This is a genomic window from Delftia sp. WSY_7, assembly GCF_043104845.1.
Lineage (GTDB): Bacteria > Pseudomonadota > Gammaproteobacteria > Burkholderiales > Burkholderiaceae_C > Comamonas > Comamonas tsuruhatensis.
Genome location: NZ_JBICLB010000001.1, coordinates 54,744 through 70,179 on the forward strand (window position 1 = coordinate 54,744; position 15,436 = coordinate 70,179).

The 15,436-nt window shown below is 62.7% G+C and carries 22 protein-coding genes; 8 read left to right on the plus strand and 14 right to left on the minus strand.

The window, feature by feature from the left end; genetic code table 11:
* Positions 1-559 precede the first annotated feature (559 nt).
* The 10 genes from ACF8ME_RS00260 to ACF8ME_RS00305 form a co-directional block, all read right to left on the minus strand.
* The gene (locus ACF8ME_RS00260; RefSeq protein WP_392414858.1) at positions 560-1,924 is read right to left on the minus strand and encodes a zonular occludens toxin domain-containing protein; all 1,365 of its coding nucleotides are present in this window, start codon (positions 1,922-1,924) and stop codon (positions 560-562) included.
* Complete coding sequence (locus ACF8ME_RS00265) at positions 1,921-2,310, minus strand: DUF2523 family protein (RefSeq protein WP_392414860.1); 390 nt, start codon at positions 2,308-2,310, stop codon at positions 1,921-1,923. Before ACF8ME_RS00265 ends, ACF8ME_RS00260 begins: the two co-directional genes overlap by 4 nt.
* Position 2,311: 1 nt before the next feature.
* A complete protein-coding gene (locus ACF8ME_RS00270) occupies positions 2,312-3,715 on the minus strand; it encodes a hypothetical protein (RefSeq protein ID WP_392414862.1) in 1,404 nt (467 codons plus the stop codon).
* Between the two features lie 109 nt (positions 3,716-3,824).
* A complete protein-coding gene (locus tag ACF8ME_RS00275) occupies positions 3,825-4,058 on the minus strand; it encodes a hypothetical protein (RefSeq protein WP_046238326.1) in 234 nt (77 codons plus the stop codon).
* Positions 4,059-4,131: 73 nt separating this feature from the next.
* Entirely contained in the window at positions 4,132-4,347 is a 216-nt protein-coding gene (locus ACF8ME_RS00280; protein WP_013803167.1) for a hypothetical protein, read from the minus strand.
* Positions 4,347-4,487, minus strand: coding sequence for a hypothetical protein (locus ACF8ME_RS00285; protein WP_156815049.1), 141 nt, complete (start codon positions 4,485-4,487; stop codon positions 4,347-4,349). Before ACF8ME_RS00285 ends, ACF8ME_RS00280 begins: the two co-directional genes overlap by 1 nt.
* Complete coding sequence (locus ACF8ME_RS00290; RefSeq protein ID WP_046238325.1) at positions 4,484-4,693, minus strand: hypothetical protein; 210 nt, start codon at positions 4,691-4,693, stop codon at positions 4,484-4,486. Before ACF8ME_RS00290 ends, ACF8ME_RS00285 begins: the two co-directional genes overlap by 4 nt.
* Before the next feature lie 2 nt (positions 4,694-4,695).
* Complete coding sequence (locus tag ACF8ME_RS00295; RefSeq protein WP_046238324.1) at positions 4,696-5,079, minus strand: hypothetical protein; 384 nt, start codon at positions 5,077-5,079, stop codon at positions 4,696-4,698.
* A gap of 10 nt (positions 5,080-5,089) precedes the next feature.
* Positions 5,090-6,298: a phage/plasmid replication protein, II/X family gene (locus ACF8ME_RS00300; protein WP_236884664.1), complete on the minus strand. Its 1,209-nt coding sequence runs from the start codon at positions 6,296-6,298 to the stop codon at positions 5,090-5,092.
* 319 nt (positions 6,299-6,617) lie between these two features.
* Positions 6,618-6,818, minus strand: a complete 201-nt coding sequence (locus ACF8ME_RS00305) for a hypothetical protein (protein WP_046238323.1) — start codon at positions 6,816-6,818, stop codon at positions 6,618-6,620.
* 129 nt (positions 6,819-6,947) lie between these two features.
* Between ACF8ME_RS00305 and ACF8ME_RS00310 the strand changes: the two genes are divergently transcribed.
* The 3 genes from ACF8ME_RS00310 (at position 6,948) to ACF8ME_RS00320 (ending at position 8,473) form a co-directional block, all read left to right on the plus strand.
* Positions 6,948-7,094 (plus strand): hypothetical protein, encoded by a 147-nt coding sequence (locus ACF8ME_RS00310; protein WP_392414863.1) that lies wholly within the window; start codon positions 6,948-6,950, stop codon positions 7,092-7,094.
* Between the two features lie 333 nt (positions 7,095-7,427).
* Positions 7,428-7,688 (plus strand): hypothetical protein, encoded by a 261-nt coding sequence (locus ACF8ME_RS00315; protein ID WP_128422609.1) that lies wholly within the window; start codon positions 7,428-7,430, stop codon positions 7,686-7,688.
* Positions 7,689-7,942: 254 nt separating this feature from the next.
* Positions 7,943-8,473, plus strand: a complete 531-nt coding sequence (locus ACF8ME_RS00320) for a hypothetical protein (protein ID WP_016453029.1) — start codon at positions 7,943-7,945, stop codon at positions 8,471-8,473.
* Between the two features lie 64 nt (positions 8,474-8,537).
* Here ACF8ME_RS00320 and ACF8ME_RS00325 read toward each other — a convergent pair whose 3' ends face one another.
* Entirely contained in the window at positions 8,538-9,023 is a 486-nt protein-coding gene (locus ACF8ME_RS00325) for a PaaI family thioesterase (RefSeq protein WP_016453030.1), read from the minus strand.
* 102 nt (positions 9,024-9,125) lie between these two features.
* On the opposite strand from ACF8ME_RS00325, the gene ACF8ME_RS00330 reads away from it, so the two are divergent.
* Complete coding sequence (locus ACF8ME_RS00330; protein ID WP_016453031.1) at positions 9,126-10,466, plus strand: PLP-dependent aminotransferase family protein; 1,341 nt, start codon at positions 9,126-9,128, stop codon at positions 10,464-10,466.
* Between the two features lie 40 nt (positions 10,467-10,506).
* Here ACF8ME_RS00330 and ACF8ME_RS00335 read toward each other — a convergent pair whose 3' ends face one another.
* Entirely contained in the window at positions 10,507-10,725 is a 219-nt protein-coding gene (locus ACF8ME_RS00335; RefSeq protein ID WP_017404429.1) for a DUF3820 family protein, read from the minus strand.
* A gap of 198 nt (positions 10,726-10,923) precedes the next feature.
* Between ACF8ME_RS00335 and ACF8ME_RS00340 the strand changes: the two genes are divergently transcribed.
* The gene (locus tag ACF8ME_RS00340) at positions 10,924-11,709 is read left to right on the plus strand and encodes a MetQ/NlpA family ABC transporter substrate-binding protein (RefSeq protein WP_017404430.1); all 786 of its coding nucleotides are present in this window, start codon (positions 10,924-10,926) and stop codon (positions 11,707-11,709) included.
* Between the two features lie 92 nt (positions 11,710-11,801).
* Here the strand turns inward: ACF8ME_RS00340 and ACF8ME_RS00345 are convergent, their stop codons facing one another.
* On the minus strand, positions 11,802-12,704 hold the full coding sequence (locus ACF8ME_RS00345; protein ID WP_016445261.1) for an EamA family transporter: 903 nt from the start codon (positions 12,702-12,704) through the stop codon (positions 11,802-11,804).
* Between the two features lie 97 nt (positions 12,705-12,801).
* On the opposite strand from ACF8ME_RS00345, the gene ACF8ME_RS00350 reads away from it, so the two are divergent.
* Positions 12,802-13,290: an Lrp/AsnC family transcriptional regulator gene (locus ACF8ME_RS00350; RefSeq protein WP_016445260.1), complete on the plus strand. Its 489-nt coding sequence runs from the start codon at positions 12,802-12,804 to the stop codon at positions 13,288-13,290.
* A 56-nt stretch (positions 13,291-13,346) separates the two neighbouring features.
* A complete protein-coding gene (locus ACF8ME_RS00355) occupies positions 13,347-13,661 on the plus strand; it encodes a hypothetical protein (protein WP_070080506.1) in 315 nt (104 codons plus the stop codon).
* A gap of 40 nt (positions 13,662-13,701) precedes the next feature.
* On the opposite strand, the gene ACF8ME_RS00360 is transcribed toward ACF8ME_RS00355, so the two are convergent.
* Positions 13,702-14,352: a LysE/ArgO family amino acid transporter gene (locus tag ACF8ME_RS00360; protein ID WP_016445258.1), complete on the minus strand. Its 651-nt coding sequence runs from the start codon at positions 14,350-14,352 to the stop codon at positions 13,702-13,704.
* 71 nt (positions 14,353-14,423) lie between these two features.
* Between ACF8ME_RS00360 and ACF8ME_RS00365 the strand changes: the two genes are divergently transcribed.
* Positions 14,424-15,329: an HTH-type transcriptional regulator ArgP gene (locus ACF8ME_RS00365; protein WP_017404434.1), complete on the plus strand. Its 906-nt coding sequence runs from the start codon at positions 14,424-14,426 to the stop codon at positions 15,327-15,329.
* Positions 15,330-15,436: the final 107 nt, after the last annotated feature.

The window sequence follows — 15,436 nt, forward strand, 5'->3', positions numbered from 1 at the left end:
GTGTTGACATGGGGCGATGCCCCATACCCCTCAGCAGCGTAGCCTGAATTGCTTGTCTCTCGAAAGACGACGCTCTTCGGTAATCCAGGGTCTGCTGTCAACTCGCGCCAAGCCATCCAGCCACTTGATGCGCTCATCGAGCTGCTGGCAGGCTGATCTATTCGACGGTGCTTCTGAACTCGAAGAACCGGATGAATAGGGCGCACTGGCCAGCGATTCCGCATTGCGTTTTTGGCTACGTGCCATCTCGACCTGGTCATCCCACGAAGCAGCCAGAGGCACCCTTGCGATCCGTTCGACAGTCCACCCTCGTGCAGAGCAATGTTCATGATTCCAATACAGCCGTCCCGGTGCAGCCCGACACAAAAATATCTCTTTGGTTTGCGCGCCTCTGGGATCTGCCAAGGCGGGCGATGTATCGACCTCCTTCGCGCCTATACACGGTTGGTTGCTATATGTATTGCCACATCGATACACCTGAGCATTTGCCGAGCTAATCAGAAGGACAAATAGAAATACTGTCGCTGCTTTGAGTTGCATAGACAAGGTTGTAACAGAATCAATCTGTCAACACAGATCTCACCTGAGCATTGCGACGCGCCAGAGCTGCGCTGTAGCCCTCATGCTGCGGCTCTTGCTGCGCGACGAGCTGGGAGGCCTGCTGGAGCGGCGCCGCCGGAATTTGTATCGGCCGATCACTACGGGCGCCGGTAGCAGTGTCAATGACCACCGGCTTATCCCCGCGGCCGCTGGCTGTGTACGGCGCATCGCAGGTGACTGGACGCACAACGCTTTGATAGGTGACCGTCGCCATGCAATGCGCCAGGCGGTGGACCTTGTAGCCCGCTTGCACCAGGTCGTCGCTCGTCAGATCAAACACGCGGCGACCCTCGCTACTGACAACAAATGTGATCTGGTCCCTGCCCTGCTTACTGAGGTTGCCAGTCATGTGCAGCAGCTTGCCAAACAGCGGGTCTTTGACCTCGGGTGCAGTTGGGGTGGCCGACGTGCCTGCAGGCTGCTGTGGGGCCTGGGCGGGGCCTTGCTGGGCCTGTGGCGCGGCAGCGGCATGCTGGACATGCACAGGCTGGGCCGCAGTGGATTTTTTGGCTGCAGGCGCGGTCTTGTGGCCCCATACGCTGGTGTCATCCTGGGGCCAGAAAGCATAGGCCATGTACGCGATGGCCAGGACCCAAAAACACCAGGTGAAGCGGCGGAATTTGACGATGAAAGGCGACACGTCCTGAGCCTTGGACTCCGCGCTGCCACTGGACTGCGTGTTGCTCTTGTAGAGGCCGAAGTACTTGGATTCGTACTTGCGTCGATCGGTCTGAATCACTGCGCCACGATAGCCCGCGTGGACCTTGCGGATGTACTCATCTGCGTTGCCCAGGATGTCGGCCTTGCGGCACTTGATCATGGTCGCGACGAGCTGGGCAATCGGCTGGTTGATGTCGCGGAATGATTGCGTCATCAGCAGCACTTCGGCGTTGTAGTGCCGGTGCAGCTTGAACCACTGGACAACAGCATCAGGCGTGCCGAGTTTGGGGAGCGCGACGTGGCATTCGTCAATAACGTACAGCGGGCCTTGATCCTTGTCGCCGCGCCATGTGCTGTAGTAGTCCCAGACGCTCCCAAACGTGAAGATGTTTTCGGGCTGTGGCTCGGGCTCGCGATCAGTCCACAGCCGGAATGCCTCATGCTCGGCAATGTTGGCGGCGTTCCAGTCGCCGATCCGCGGCGCCGGCTTGGTGCGAATCTCGATCAGATCGCGCCAGGCAGGGTCGATGGCCGCAAAGGCGTCGATGTTGAGCGGCAGGTTCGTGATGACCTTGCGCCCAGACCGCAAAGCGGGCAGGACGTGATAGGCCACAGCCTCATAGCTCTTACCCGAGCCGGGGATGCCTTCGAGTCCGTTGATCATGATCCAAGTCGCGTGAAAGGGATAAGTTGCAGTGCGATGCGGATGCCGATGGCCGTGGTGATGATGGCAACAGCAGAGCCGACGCCGCATAAGGCCATGACGTTGAGGATTTCTGCGGGCAGGCCGCCAGCTGGCGCGAAGCCCTGCAGGCCACTGAGGTCGAGAGCCTTGACGGCGGACACAACCAGGTCGAGCAGCTTGTCCAGGACCCAGCACACAAGGTCCGTCGCCATGTCCCAAATGGCCTTGAAGATGTTGACGACCAAGTCAGACACGAACTTGACGAGCGTGGTGATCGTGTCCCTGATCCAGTCAACGAAATCGGTCCACGTGGACTTGAGCCAGTCCACAAAATCGCTAATGGTTTTCTTGAGCCAGTTGAGCATGTCAGCCCCCAAAAACGAGCCGACGCGCGAGCAGCAGCGCGGACAAAATCGTGATGGCTTTGAGTACTCCCCATAGCCAGCTGGGCGGCGATATGTCGCGCTGGCCGAAGTTGCCGATGCCGCCCATGTCAAGGTCAATGATCCATGTCGGAGGGGTGCCGCCATCCGCTACTTTGGGCATCAGGTCTCCAACAAGATTCGCGATCGGCGCGCTCTTGATTTCTGCGGTCTTAGCGCTCCAGACGCCTGCTATGCCGTCGGGGTATTTGGTCGTGTAGAGCTTTGGCTGTTCAGGGGCGCCGAACTTGCCAAAGGCAGGCTTGCCGGGCAGCGTTGGACCATCGTTGTCTTCACAGTCGGTGCCTTCACAGGAGCCACTACCCGAGCCGCTGCCCGAACCTCCGCCAGTGCCGGTACCCGGTTTCTTTGTTGGGTCCAATGCGCCGCACACAGAGCTACCGGAATTTTTGGCGCAGTAGTCTTCTTTGGTTGTCGTAGTGCTGGTCGTGGTTGTCCCAGTCGTGTTGCCGCTGCTGTCCTTGCCCGTGGTGGTCGTGGTCGTGGTGCAGCTATTGCCTGTGCAGGTGGTTTTCGTGTCGGTCTTCGTGGTGGAGCCGTCCGCGTTTTTCTTGGTCTCACTCTTGTTATCACCCTCCGCGCCGGACCAAGGCAAGCAAACATCCTTGCCATTGACAGTCCCAGCCTGCCCATTGCATTTGCCCGGGTCTTTGCTGTCGGGAGGGGTTACTTCCTTTTCATCGGGCTTGCCCTCATTGAGCTTATTAATAACATTCGGATCGCATGATGAGCCAACATAACTACCCGTGCCCGTCGTGTACCATTTTCCGGCATCGTCTTGCACAGAAACAGTCGTGCCAGTGCTGACCATGCAGCCCCTTGTACAGCCAGGGAACGCAGGCTCACTCCAGCCGCCAGAATTAGCATTCTCTGCTGCGTGGCAAACGAATTCAGCGCCCATACCTGGGGCACGAAAAATTGCATTCCAGCCCTGTTTTTTTCGGTCAGAGCAAAACTCTTCAAGACCCTTACATTTATCAGTACTGCCATCTCCGCCATTACCGCCGCCGCCATTATCTGGCACGCATTGTCCATCCTTGTCTGAATAGCCATGATTGCAGGTGCATTCACCTTTTTCATTTCTAGATGCATTTGGAGGACATTCGGAACTACACATTCCTTGAAAATATCCTGGTTCCCCCAAATAACCGCCAGAGTACTGCCAGCCACAAGTGGAACCATAGCATGACCAAGTTTTTATAACTTTTGGGTCATTTACATCATTCGTATATGGAAAATTCTTTGCATTGCAAGCGAGCGCTGCATAAGATATCGATGCAAAGAAAGTAGCAATTATCAATATTGATATGCGAAGAAAATTAATCACATTAAATCCTCGCAAGCATGAAAAAACAAATCGCCCCGATCGCGCCGATCAGCGCAAAAGCGGCATGAACAGCGACGACCAGGGCGACGACCAACATGGCTAACGCCTGTTAGATTTTGGCGATGATGCGCTTGACCACCGATGGGCCCTTCATGACAAGGGCGATGCCGACGATGACGACAGCCAGAGCAGTGACCTTCGTCGCAACGCTGGAGACGTCCACAGCATCGAACAGGTCATCCATACCAGCGGCATGCGAGGCAGTGACGACCATGGCCATGCCAGTCGCAGCAACAGCCTTGGCGCCGAATTTGCGAGTAATTGCTCGTGTTTGTTGGAACATGATTTTTCCTTGAAAGGTTGGTTGAAAAGGTGCGAACTTGCACCGCAGAGCCGCAGGGCTCTGGGCTGCAATCTCAGAACCTGCGAACCATGCGCAAGGCGACGCCGAGGCCGAAGCCGAGCATTGCGAGCGCAAAGACAAGACCGAAGCCGAGACCCACGGCTGCAGACACACTGCCGGGCGTGATGCCAAGCGCGGCGAGGTCCTGCAAAGTGACCTCGGTTACCGCGACCTGGTGCACGGCCTGGCAGGGGATTTCAGGCTGGAGACAGACGAAGTAGCCAGACATCAGCTACCCACGAAGTCTTCGTAGTCATCCTGGGAGTCCGTATCGATGGAGCCGCACTCTGTACAAGCAACTTCGTCGGAGCCCTCCTCCTGCTCGGTGTCGAAAAACGATCCGCAGCCATAGCAGACATAGGTACTCATGGCTCTACTCCTGAAGAAAAATCGGCACGCTGGCGAGCGGACGCGATGCGGTCACGGCGGTCGAAATAGCGACCAATCAAGAGGACGCAGCGCGCAGCGACATGGACGAAGGCGCTGAGCACCACGGCACCGCAGATGCCCCCCGCGACCGCGATAAAAAACAGACTCGCAATGAGCTGTTGAAACTGGTCGTAAGAGAGGGCCATGGCTATGCTGCAGCCTTCATTGCTGGGGCCTGCTGGCGGGCCTGTGCGGAGGCGTCAGGGCGAGCGGCAGCCGGTACCACTGCATCCGCTGCAGCAGGCCGTGCAGGGGCCTGCGCGAGGGTCTCCACGGGCCGCACACCGATGACGACTTCACGGGACTCTTTGCCGTTGCTGACGCGCTCGACTTCGAGCTCGGCAACGAAGGGCAGTGGGATGTGCTGCATGCGAAACACAGCATCCGCGTCGGGCATCTTCCAGTCCTCGACGGCATAGCCGCCCTTGAAGTTCTCGCCCGGCTTGTTGTAGCGGTCGTCCAGCTTCACGCGTGCGTACACGGTGCCGCTGTTGATGCCCTCTCCGTTCACAAAGCCCTTGAAGGCTTTCATTCCCACAACTTCAACCATGAGTGCCATTTCGATTCCTTTCGGGTGGCGGTAGCTCGTACCAGTCAGGCATGGACACCGGGCCGAGCTTGATTACCCGGGTCCTCGTTTTCAAAGGGACGACGTTGCTTTTGATGGCGATATCGACCCCGTACGGAAGGAGCTCGCGCCGATGCCTGTAGAAGGTGGCGCGGCTCAGCTTGGTGGTCAGGTCGTCGCCGGCCTGCCACATGCGATAGGTGGACAACAGAGCCTTGGGAAGTTCGGACAACTCGTCCACGTCAGCGCAGGCGCGCGTGAGCACTTCGCAGCGCTGCTCGAACTCCATCTCGATTTGCTTCATGTCGAATCCCCCGAGGAAGTGGCAGCCCATGTCGTGCAGCTTGGTTGCCTTGAAAGTCATCTCCACACGCACCAGGCCAACGGCATCGCACCAGTCGGCAAGCTGCAGGACATATGGATCGACGGGGGCCTTTTCGAACGTGGAGGAATCAGCGACGCGGCCCGCATGGCGGCGCAGTTCCGGCCCCTTGAGATAGGCCTTGAAATAGACGCGACGTGAGCCCCGACCGAAGTCCACGGTCTCGCCATCGCCGTAGGTCCCTGTCTTCAGACGGCTCGCCTGCTGGCTCTGCAGGTAGCGCATGAAGTGGTAGGCGTTTTCCTTGCCGCCCACGCTCCAGTTCTGGGTCACATCGACGCGCGTAACCACAGCGCCGGTCCAGCAGGTACGAGGCTCGCCCTTGAAGTTCGTGATGAATTTTTCACCTTCGGTGAACGGCGGCAGGCCCAGCGAGAGCAACAAGCGGTTGATGATCTGCAGGCACTGCATGAACGAGTAACCGAACACGTTGTCGGTCCTGCCCCACTTCGAAACGTTGCCCTCAAACCAGACGGTTTCGCCGTCGCAGCGCACGAACACCGCAGTTTCGAATGAGCCTTCGATACGCGATTTCTTGAGCGTGATCGATTCGACCTGGCCGTCGCTGTCGATGCGCATGAACGCACCGTCCGATATCTGCGGCAGGCCACCGCATGCGTGCCGCTGGTAGATCGAAAGCCAGTCGCAGAAGCCGACGAGCTGGGCTTTTGTAATGGGCGCGGGGTACCACTCCGCGCGTCCGGCCCGGCGCTCTGCCAGGTCGACAACGTTGCCCGGTACGGCAGCGTCCAGAACAGGAAAAGTCTCATCGGTGAGACTAAAGTGACGTGTTACAAGCACGTCACGCCCTCCGGGCCCCGGCGCGGACCCTCCCCCGCAAGCGGGGCCCCCTCCGCTCCGGTGCCCTCCGCAGCGCACGAGCAGGGCTCGCACAGGCGCACCTGACGGCAAGGCACCGTGAAGCGCGCAGCTTCCGGGAACGAGGTTTCGACGGTCCAGAGATCCTGACCGTCAGGGGTGGTCCATGCGTTGCAGATCTGCGCGCAGTACAGAACGCCGCGCCGCATGATCTGGACATGCTGTGACTGGAGGGTGTGACCGACCTGGGCTGCAGCACGGCAGCGCGCGGCATGCTCCGCGTGGGTGTACGGACGGCCAGTCATCGCGGCACATCCCAACGGCCATCGGTGCAGTACACACCGGAGATGATGTAGCCCGCTTCCTTCGCGCATTGGTTGCGCCAGTTGCGCGCGGCTACCGAGTCGTGGCCGTAGGCGCGCAGTACGACGCGGTACATGTCAATGCACTTGAGCAGGTAGCGCGCCTGCTCAGAACGGAGTGGGTGGAGGCGGCGGCTCATGAGCGACGCTCCAACCAGGCCCAAATAATCCGATCAATCTGAAGAGCCAACACCGACAGGGCAACATGTACCGCCGCGATAAGACCCAAAGTCAGCCACAACTTGGCTTTAAAGGAGGAGAAGTCTTCAATGGAACAGATGCTGGATGCCGCGAACGCCGGACTCATTTGGCTGCTCGTTATCGCTATCGTCGTAGCGATCATTGCCGTCCTGTACATGGTCGATTTGCGCAAGCTCTTCAAACGCCTTGACACCGAAAACAAGCGACGACGGTAGGAGGTGCCCTCCACATGGTCGGCCTGGTCGGGAGCCGCCAGGCGCGCGGCCGGACTTGTTTGACCAGGTGGAGGACGTAACGGGGTTCGAGGTGTAGGCATGCTGGCGGCTCCTGGGTTGTGATGAGGAGCCGCCTGCTCTGCTTCTGGCGGTAGGTCCGGCTGTTGTTCACTGCCTGCGACCGAGCAACGTGTCCCCCTAAAAGCGCCTTGTTCAGACTCGGGGCCGGCTCCAAAACTAACGACTCGTTAGCACGCAGATACTAACGAGTCGTTACCCAATCGACTAACGAGTCGTCATATCATCAAAAGCACTTGACGACCTGGAGCAAACATGACCTCTACGATTGAGCTGCTAGAAAAAGCGCTGAAATCCAAGCGAGCTGCCACCTGGTGCAAAGACCTGAACATCAGTTCCGCAGCTTTTGCTCAAGCAAAAATGCGCGGCCGTCTGAGCCCCGTGCTTGCTGGAAACATTGCTATGGATTTAGGAGAAGACGCCAGCAAATGGATGGCGGTCGCGGCCCTTGAAGCAGAACGAGAAAGCCCGCTCCGGGACCGACTGCGGGAGCGGTTGCTGCTCCGCAATCAATAGCTGAGAATGTTTTGTGGGCTTGCTTTTCCGGCAGGCCCCGGTCTTTTCTACAATGCTTGATGCAGCCCCATAGGCCACCGCCTCAGCGCCGGTGGCTCTCCTACAACAGCAGGCTGCACACCGGCGTATCCGCATGCCGGTGCTTGGAATCTCCCGCCCCATCCCCATGTGACACCCAAGGCCGCAGGCCTGCCCGCAGACGGGCGGCCTGTGGCGCTCCGACCGGCGCAGGCCCGCCTGCGCCGACCGTGCACATGACCACCATGATTGGAAAAACCTTCGTGAAGACTTCGTTCCGCACCACTGCCTCCGTGATCGCCCTGGCCATTGCATCGCTGACCGTGCCCACGCTGGCCCAGGCCAAGCGCATGGGCAGCGGCGGCAAGTCCGTGCGCCCGGCGTCGATCGGCAAGGCCCCTGCCCAGCCCGCAGCGCCTGCGGCGCCCACCGCCAGCAAGGCGGCAACGCCTGCCAGCCCGGCAGCTCCTGCCACGCCAGCAACGCCGGCCGCGCCCGCCGCAGCCGCCGCTCCGGCAGCGGCACCTGCCACTGCAGGTGCTGCAGGCCCGGGCATGATGGGCACGCTGGGCGCCGCCGCCGTGGGCGCCGTTGCCGGCTCCATGGCCGGCAATGCGCTGGCCGGCGCCATGACCCCTGAAAAGGACGCTGCCGCCAAGGAGGCCGAAGCCAAGGCCAAGGCCGCCGAAACCGAGGCAGCCGAGCTGCAGCGCAAGGCCGATGAAGCCAAGGCCAAGGCAGAAGCCGCCCGCGCCGCCGCCAAGTAAACCGCCTGCTTCTTGCAAAAGGCCGCGCCTGTCGCGGCCTTTCTGTTTTGTCCAGCGGCCTGCTTCAACGGCCTTGCGCATGCTCTCCACGCAGCGTCATCACGGCGCTGGCGATGCTCGCAACGGCCTTGCCATCATCACGCTCGATTTCACAGCGGTAGTGGCTGATCGTGCGCCCACGGTGCTCGGCCCACGCCCGCGCGCACAGCCTGGAGCGCCAGACCGGGCGCAGGAAGGCCGCCTTCAGGTCGATGCTGGTGAAACTCTGGCCTGGCTCCATCAAAGTGGAATGCGCCGTGCCTATGGCAGCATCGGCCAGTTCGCACAGCATCCCGCCATGGACCGTGCCCTGCTGGTTGCCATGGCGCTGCGCATCGGCGTCGAACTCCACGACGGCCATGGCTTCGCCGACGGCCACTATGCGAAACCCCAGCATCTGCGAGATCGCGGTCGGATAGCGCATGTGCGTGGCCTCGTCTGCGGCAAGCCGCCCTTCGATCTGCCGCTGCAGATAGTCGAGCACGGGGAGATAAGTGCGGGGAAGATGCATGGATTTCCTGTCTGGAGCGGGAGGGCAAGGCCCGGGAATGCCCGTCTCGCCAGTGTGATGACCTAGACTGGAACAATCAAAAAATTGTCCTAACTACACTCCATGGCTGCCTCTCGCGTTGCTCTGCTGACTGAACGGCTGGCCGAAGACATCCGCGCCGGCCGGCTCGCCCCCGGCACGCTGATGCCCACGCACCGCGACCTCGCGGCCCGCCATGGCATGGCCGTGGCATCCGCCAGCAAGGTGTATGCGCGGCTGGCCTCCCTCGGCCTGGTCATCGGCGAAACCGGGCGCGGCACCTTTGTGCGGGATCGGCCGCAGCAGCGCGAATGGGATGGCAGCGACGAATCCCGCCTGAGTTCGGACACGGCCGACCTGTCCTTCAACCATCCCACCTGGCCGGGGCAGGCCGGGCTGTTGCGCTCCATGCTGCGCGAGCTGGCTGCTTCGGGCGACCTGGCTGCGCTCATGCACCAGCAGCCGCCCGGCGGCCGGCTGCACGAGCGGCGCATCGTGGCCGACTTCCTTGCCCGCGAACGCGGCCTGGCTGCCGAGCCGGAACGCATCTTCCTGGTCAACGGCGCGCAGCAAGGACTGGACATTGCCGTGCGTGCGCTGCTGCGGCCCGGCGATGCGGTGGCCGTGGACGCGCTGACCTACCCGGGCTTCAGGATGCTGGCCGAGCTCCAGGACCTGGACCTACAGCCGGTCCCTGCCCTTGACGAGGGTCCCGACCTCGATGCATTGGAGCGGCTGTGCGCACGCCGGCGCATACGCGCCATCCATGCCATGCCCACGCTGCACAACCCCCTGGGATGGGTGATGCCGCTGGCGCAGCGCCAGCGCCTGGTGGAGATCGCAAGGCGCCACGATTGCCTGCTGATCGAGGATGCTGCCTATGCCTTTCTGGCAGGCAAGGCGCCCGCAGCCCTCGCAACGCTGGCGCCAGAGCGCTGCATTCACGTCTCCAGCCTCTCGAAAAGCGTGGCCAGCGGGTTGCGCTTCGGCTTCATGGTGGTGCCCCAGGCATGGGCAGGCCGCGTCAAGGCCGTGGTGCGCGCCAGCCACTGGAGCATGCCGGGCCTGGTCACGGCCATGGCCACGCGCTGGATGGCCAGCGGCTCCGTGCGGCAGCAGGAACAACGCATGCGGCAGGAGGCACGGCGCCGGCAGGCGATTGCGCGCAAGGCGCTGGCAGGAATGCAGATGCTGGCCCACCCCTGCTCGCTCTTCCTCTGGCTGCGCCTGCCCGGGGAGCTGCGGATGGACCGGGTGGCCACGGCGCTGGCCCAGTGCGGCATCGCCGTATCGCAGGCCCACGCCTACGCAACGACTCCCCATGCCCCGCATGCGCTGCGCCTGGGACTGGGTTCAGTGCCTCTGCCGCAACTGGAGGCCGTACTCGTTCAGTTGCGGGATACCGTGGAAGGCTTTCCGCCCTGAGCCTGTGCCGGGCCAGGGCCCGGTTCAGGGGCCTTGCGCTTCAGCGCCGCCCGTCGCGCAGCGGCTGCAGCAGGTGCGACAGGCCGTTGTGGTCCAGCTCCTGCATCAGCGCCAGCAGTTGGCCCAGCTCTCCCTTGGGAAAGCCCTCGCGTGCGAACCAGTTCAGATAGTTGCCGGGAAGATCGGCGATCAGCCGGCCCTTGTACTTGCCATAGGGCATTTGCACCTGCACCAGCTTTTGCAGCATTTCGGAGTCCATGGCGGCGATGGTACGCGCTGCGCCATCGCAAGAATCCGCATAAAAAACCACAGCCTTATAACCAAATATCAAAAATGTTCAACGCGGCCCCTGGCGCAGCACTAGACTATGCGCCTGCCTGCCGCCAAGCCCGACGCGGAGCCGTTCTCCCGGGCCGGCGGCGTTTTATCGCAACCCGTTGAAGAAAGTCCTCCGGTCATGTTGAAGAAAGCCCTCTCCGCAATCGCGATTGCCACGCTGGCACTGACAGCCCAGGCCGCCGACGTGCTCAAGGTCGGTGCCACGGCCGTGCCGCATGCAGAAATCCTCAATCACATCAAGCCCGCGCTGAAGGCCCAGGGCATCGATCTGCAGATCAAGGAATTCAGCGACTACGTGCAGCCCAATGCGGCCGTCGAGGACAAGCAGCTGGACGTGAACTTCTTCCAGCACCAGCCCTATCTGGACAGCTACAACAAGGACCGCAAGACCTCTCTGGTGGCCGTGCCCAATGGCAAGGTCCATGTGGAGCCCTTCGGCGGCTACTCGCAGAAGATCAAGAACGTCAAGGACCTGAAGGACGGCGCCACCATTGCCATCCCCAACGACCCCTCCAACGGCGGCCGCGCCCTGATCCTGCTGGCCAAGCAGGGCCTGATCGAGCTCAAGGACCCCAAGAGCCTGACGCCCACGCCGCTGGATGTGGCCAAGAACCCCAAGAAGCTCAAGTTCAAGGAACTCGAAGCCCCGCTGCTGCCGCGCGCACTGGGCGATGTGGACCTGGCGCTGATCAACACCAACTACGCCATCGAGGCCAAGCTCAATCCTACCAAGGATGCGCTGTTCATCGAAGGTGCCGACTCGCCCTACACCAATATCGTGGTGTCGCGCCAGGACCGCGCCAACGATCCCAACATCGCCAAGCTGATGAACGCACTGCACACGCCTGATGTGAAGAAGTTCATCGTCGAGAAGTACAAGGGCGCCGTCGTTCCCGCGTTCTGAATGCGAGGTGGCCGCAGCCTTGCCGGCTGCGACCGCTGCGAAAAAAAAGCGCTGCCCCGGCAGCGCTTTTTTTGTGGATGGCATTCCTTGCCTCAGCCTGCGGAGGCCACCTCCGCCGGCGCCTTGGCCGCAGCAGCCGGCCGCGTGATGGCGCTGCCCATGGCCGCGCCCATGATGCAGGCAATGGCCAGCCACTGCGTTCCCACCAGTTGCTCATGCAGCAGCAGCATGCCCATGAGGGCGGCTATCGCGGGCTCCGTTGCCAGCGCGATGCCGAAGGTGGCGGGCGGCAGGCGGCGCAGCGCCATCATCTCCAGCGTGTAGGGCAAGGCGCTGGAGATGGCCGCAACCATCAACCCGAAAAGAAGTATGGATGGCTGCAGCAGCTTGGCCCCCGCCTCGGCCACGCCGAAGGGCACCACCACCATGGCGGCGAACACCAGGCCCAGCGACACGGCCTGGCCGCTGGGAATGCTGCCCAGCCGCTGGCCCAGCAGGATGTACAGCGCCCAGCAGATGGCCGCGCCCACGGCGCAGGCAATGCCCACGGGCTCCAGCACCAGGGCGCCGGCGCTGGCACCGCCTATGGGCAGGATCAGGGCCAGCCCCGCCACCGCCAGCGCCAGCCAGACAAAATCCACGGGCCGGCGCGAGTGGTAGATGGCCACGGCCAGCGGCCCCGAGAACTCGATGGCCACGGCCAGGCCGAAGGGAATGGTGCGCAGCGCCATGTAGAACAGCAGGTTCATGGCGCCCAGCGCCACGCCGAAACGCAGCAGCGCCCAGGCCTGAGGCCGCGCCAGCGTCCAGCGCCAGGGCCGCCAGATGGCCACCAGGATCAGCGCGGCAAAGCCCACGCGCAATGCCGAGGTGCCTTGGGCACCCAGCACCGGAAAAAGCTGCTTGGCCAGTGACGTTCCCACGCCCAGCGCCGTCACCGAGCCCAGCACGGCCAGCAGCGGCCAGGCGCGGTTCCATGTGATGTTTGTTGTCATGGCGCGTACGATATTGCAAGCGCACCGCGCAAACAGCTCGTTTTTGAGCCGCTTCACGCAATATTCGCTCTTTTCCTCTTCTCGCCGCCAGCCGCCCATGCCCGCCATCGCCCTGGACTCCTTCGACCGCGCCATTCTCGACGTGATGCAGCGCGACAACCTCACGCCACAGCGCCTCATCGCCGAGCGTGTGCACCTTTCCGCGCCGGCCGTGCAGCGGCGCATCAAGCGGCTGCAGGAGCTGGGCGTGATCGCGGCCAACGTGGCCGTGGTCGATCCGGCGCGCATAGGCCGGCCGCTGACCGTGCTCATCAACGTGCAGCTGGTCAACGAGCGCCCCGATCTGTCGCAGGCCTTTCGCGCACGCGTGGACCGGGAGGACGCGGTACAGCAGTGTTATTACGTGACCGGTGAAGCCGACTATTCATTGATCGTCACGGCTGCCGATATGGAGGAGTACCAGGCGCTGGCGGCTCGGCTGTTTGCGGGGGACGACAACATCCGGCGCTACACCACCTCGATAGCGCTGGAACGCGTCAAGACCGGGCTGCAGCTACCGCTGCAGCCGCAAGCCACGGATGCCTGACCACCGTCATCAGATCGTTTTGAACATAGAACGCCATCACAGGCAGGGAGACTTCAATGAGCGCACCGCATCCGGACAGCATGGCCAATCTGGTGGCCATCCGCACCCTCGACAAGTACGAGAACGACTATTTCCCCAAGCGCGACCGCATCACCATCGCCTTTCGCGGCGATCTGGCAGAGCAGTTCAAGTACGACAAGATCCGTCCGCTGTCGCCGGCCCAGCGCCATGGTCACCGCGTGGTGATCGAGGCCGAGAGCCAGAAGACCGGCACCACCGGCCACTACTGCATCGAGTGCAACAGCTGGAACCTCATCGAGGCCGTGGGCACCTGGGCACCGGAGCCGGAGCCGGAGCAGGCGGCGGGCTGAGCCTGCCGCTTCTGGCCGGCCCAGGCCGGCCCAGGCCGGCTCAGGCCCCGGCCGGCGCCCAGACGCTGCCGGCCACCCACCAGGCCAACGCCAGCATCATCACGCCCGTCAGGCCATCGAGAATCCGCCAGGCACGCGGCTTCTCGAACAGGCGCCTGAGGCGGCGGCCTGCAAAGGCCAGCAGCACGAACCATGACAGGCTGGCCGAAGCGGCGCCAATCACATACACCCATTTGAGCGCGCCTTCCTGGCGCGCGCCGATGGAGCCCATCAGCAGCACCGTGTCCAGATAGACATGGGGGTTGAACAAGGTGATAACGGCCAGCGTGGAGACCACGCCCAGCAGGCCGCGCGGCGCCAGCTGCCCGCCCGAGGCGGCCAGCTGCGCATCGGGCGCCATGGCCATGCGCCACAGCGCCATCAGGCCGTAGGCCAGCAGGAACAGGGCGCCGCCCAGGGTCAGGTAGCGGGCCAGATCGGGGTTGTCGCCCAGCAGCCGGGCCATGCCCGCCACGCCCAGGCCGATGAGCACCACGTCGCTGACCACGCACCATGCCACGCAGGCGCGTACATGCTGGCCGTGCACGGCCTGGCGCAGCACATACAGGTTCTGGGCTCCGATGGAGACGATGAGCGACAGGCAGACCGTGAAGCCCGCCAGCCAGGAAGAAGAAACATTTGCAGTCCACATGGGCAGGGATTGTCTGGCTCGCAAATGGTTAAGTAAAATTACATTTACTCAATCAAATGAAGAATATCTAAATGCTCGACTACGCCGGACTCGAAGCCCTGGCAGCCGTGGTGCGCGAAGGCAGCTTCGAACGCGCGGCGCGCAAGCTGCACGTCACGCCCTCGGCCGTCTCCCAGCGCATCAAGCTGCTGGAAGAGCGCGTGGGCCAGGTGCTGGTGCTGCGCGGCCAGCCCTGTTCAGGCACGGAGGCAGGCCGCCGCCTGTGCCTGCATGTGGAGCAGGTCGCCCTGCTGGAAAACGACCTGCGCCGCAAGAACCCCGAACTGGTGCCCGAGGGCCAGACGGCCCTGCCCACGCTCAAGCTGGCCGTCAATGCCGACTCGCTGTCCACCTGGTTCATGGACGCCATGTCCGCCTTCACGCGCGACGGCAACGAGCTGCTGGACATCAGCATCGACGACCAGGACCACACGGCCAAGCGCATCCGCGAGGGCGAGGTGCTGGCCGCCGTCACGGCCACGTCCTCGGCCATTCCGGGCTGCAACACCTGGCCGCTGGGACGCATGCGCTACGTGGCGGCCGCCAGTCCCGATTTCATCCGCCGCTACCTCAAGGACGGCATCACGCCCGAGGCCATGGCACGCACGCCCATGATGAGCTACGGCCGCAAGGACAGCCTGCAGGACCAGTGGCTGCAGCGCCTGGGCGCGGAAGGCCGGCGCAGCACGCCGCGCCACTTTCTGCCGTCCAACCAGGGCTATACGCGGGCCTGCGAGCTGGGCATGGGCTGGGGCATGCACCCGCCGCTGATGATCGGCGCGCAACTGGCCGAAGGCAGCTTGGTGGAGCTGCTGCCCGGCAACGATCTGGACATTCCCATGTACTGGGCCCATGCGCGCAATGCGCAGGCCAGCCTGCAGCGGCTGACGGACTGCGTGATCCAGGCGGCAGCCGCCTGTCTTGACCCGATGGAGTGAGGGGGCCATTGACGGCCCCTCTTTCCCCGCCTCGCCCACTCCGTCGAATCCACATCCCCGGCCAATGCGTTTTTGCCGGCCCGGGATCATCGCAATACCGGAAACAA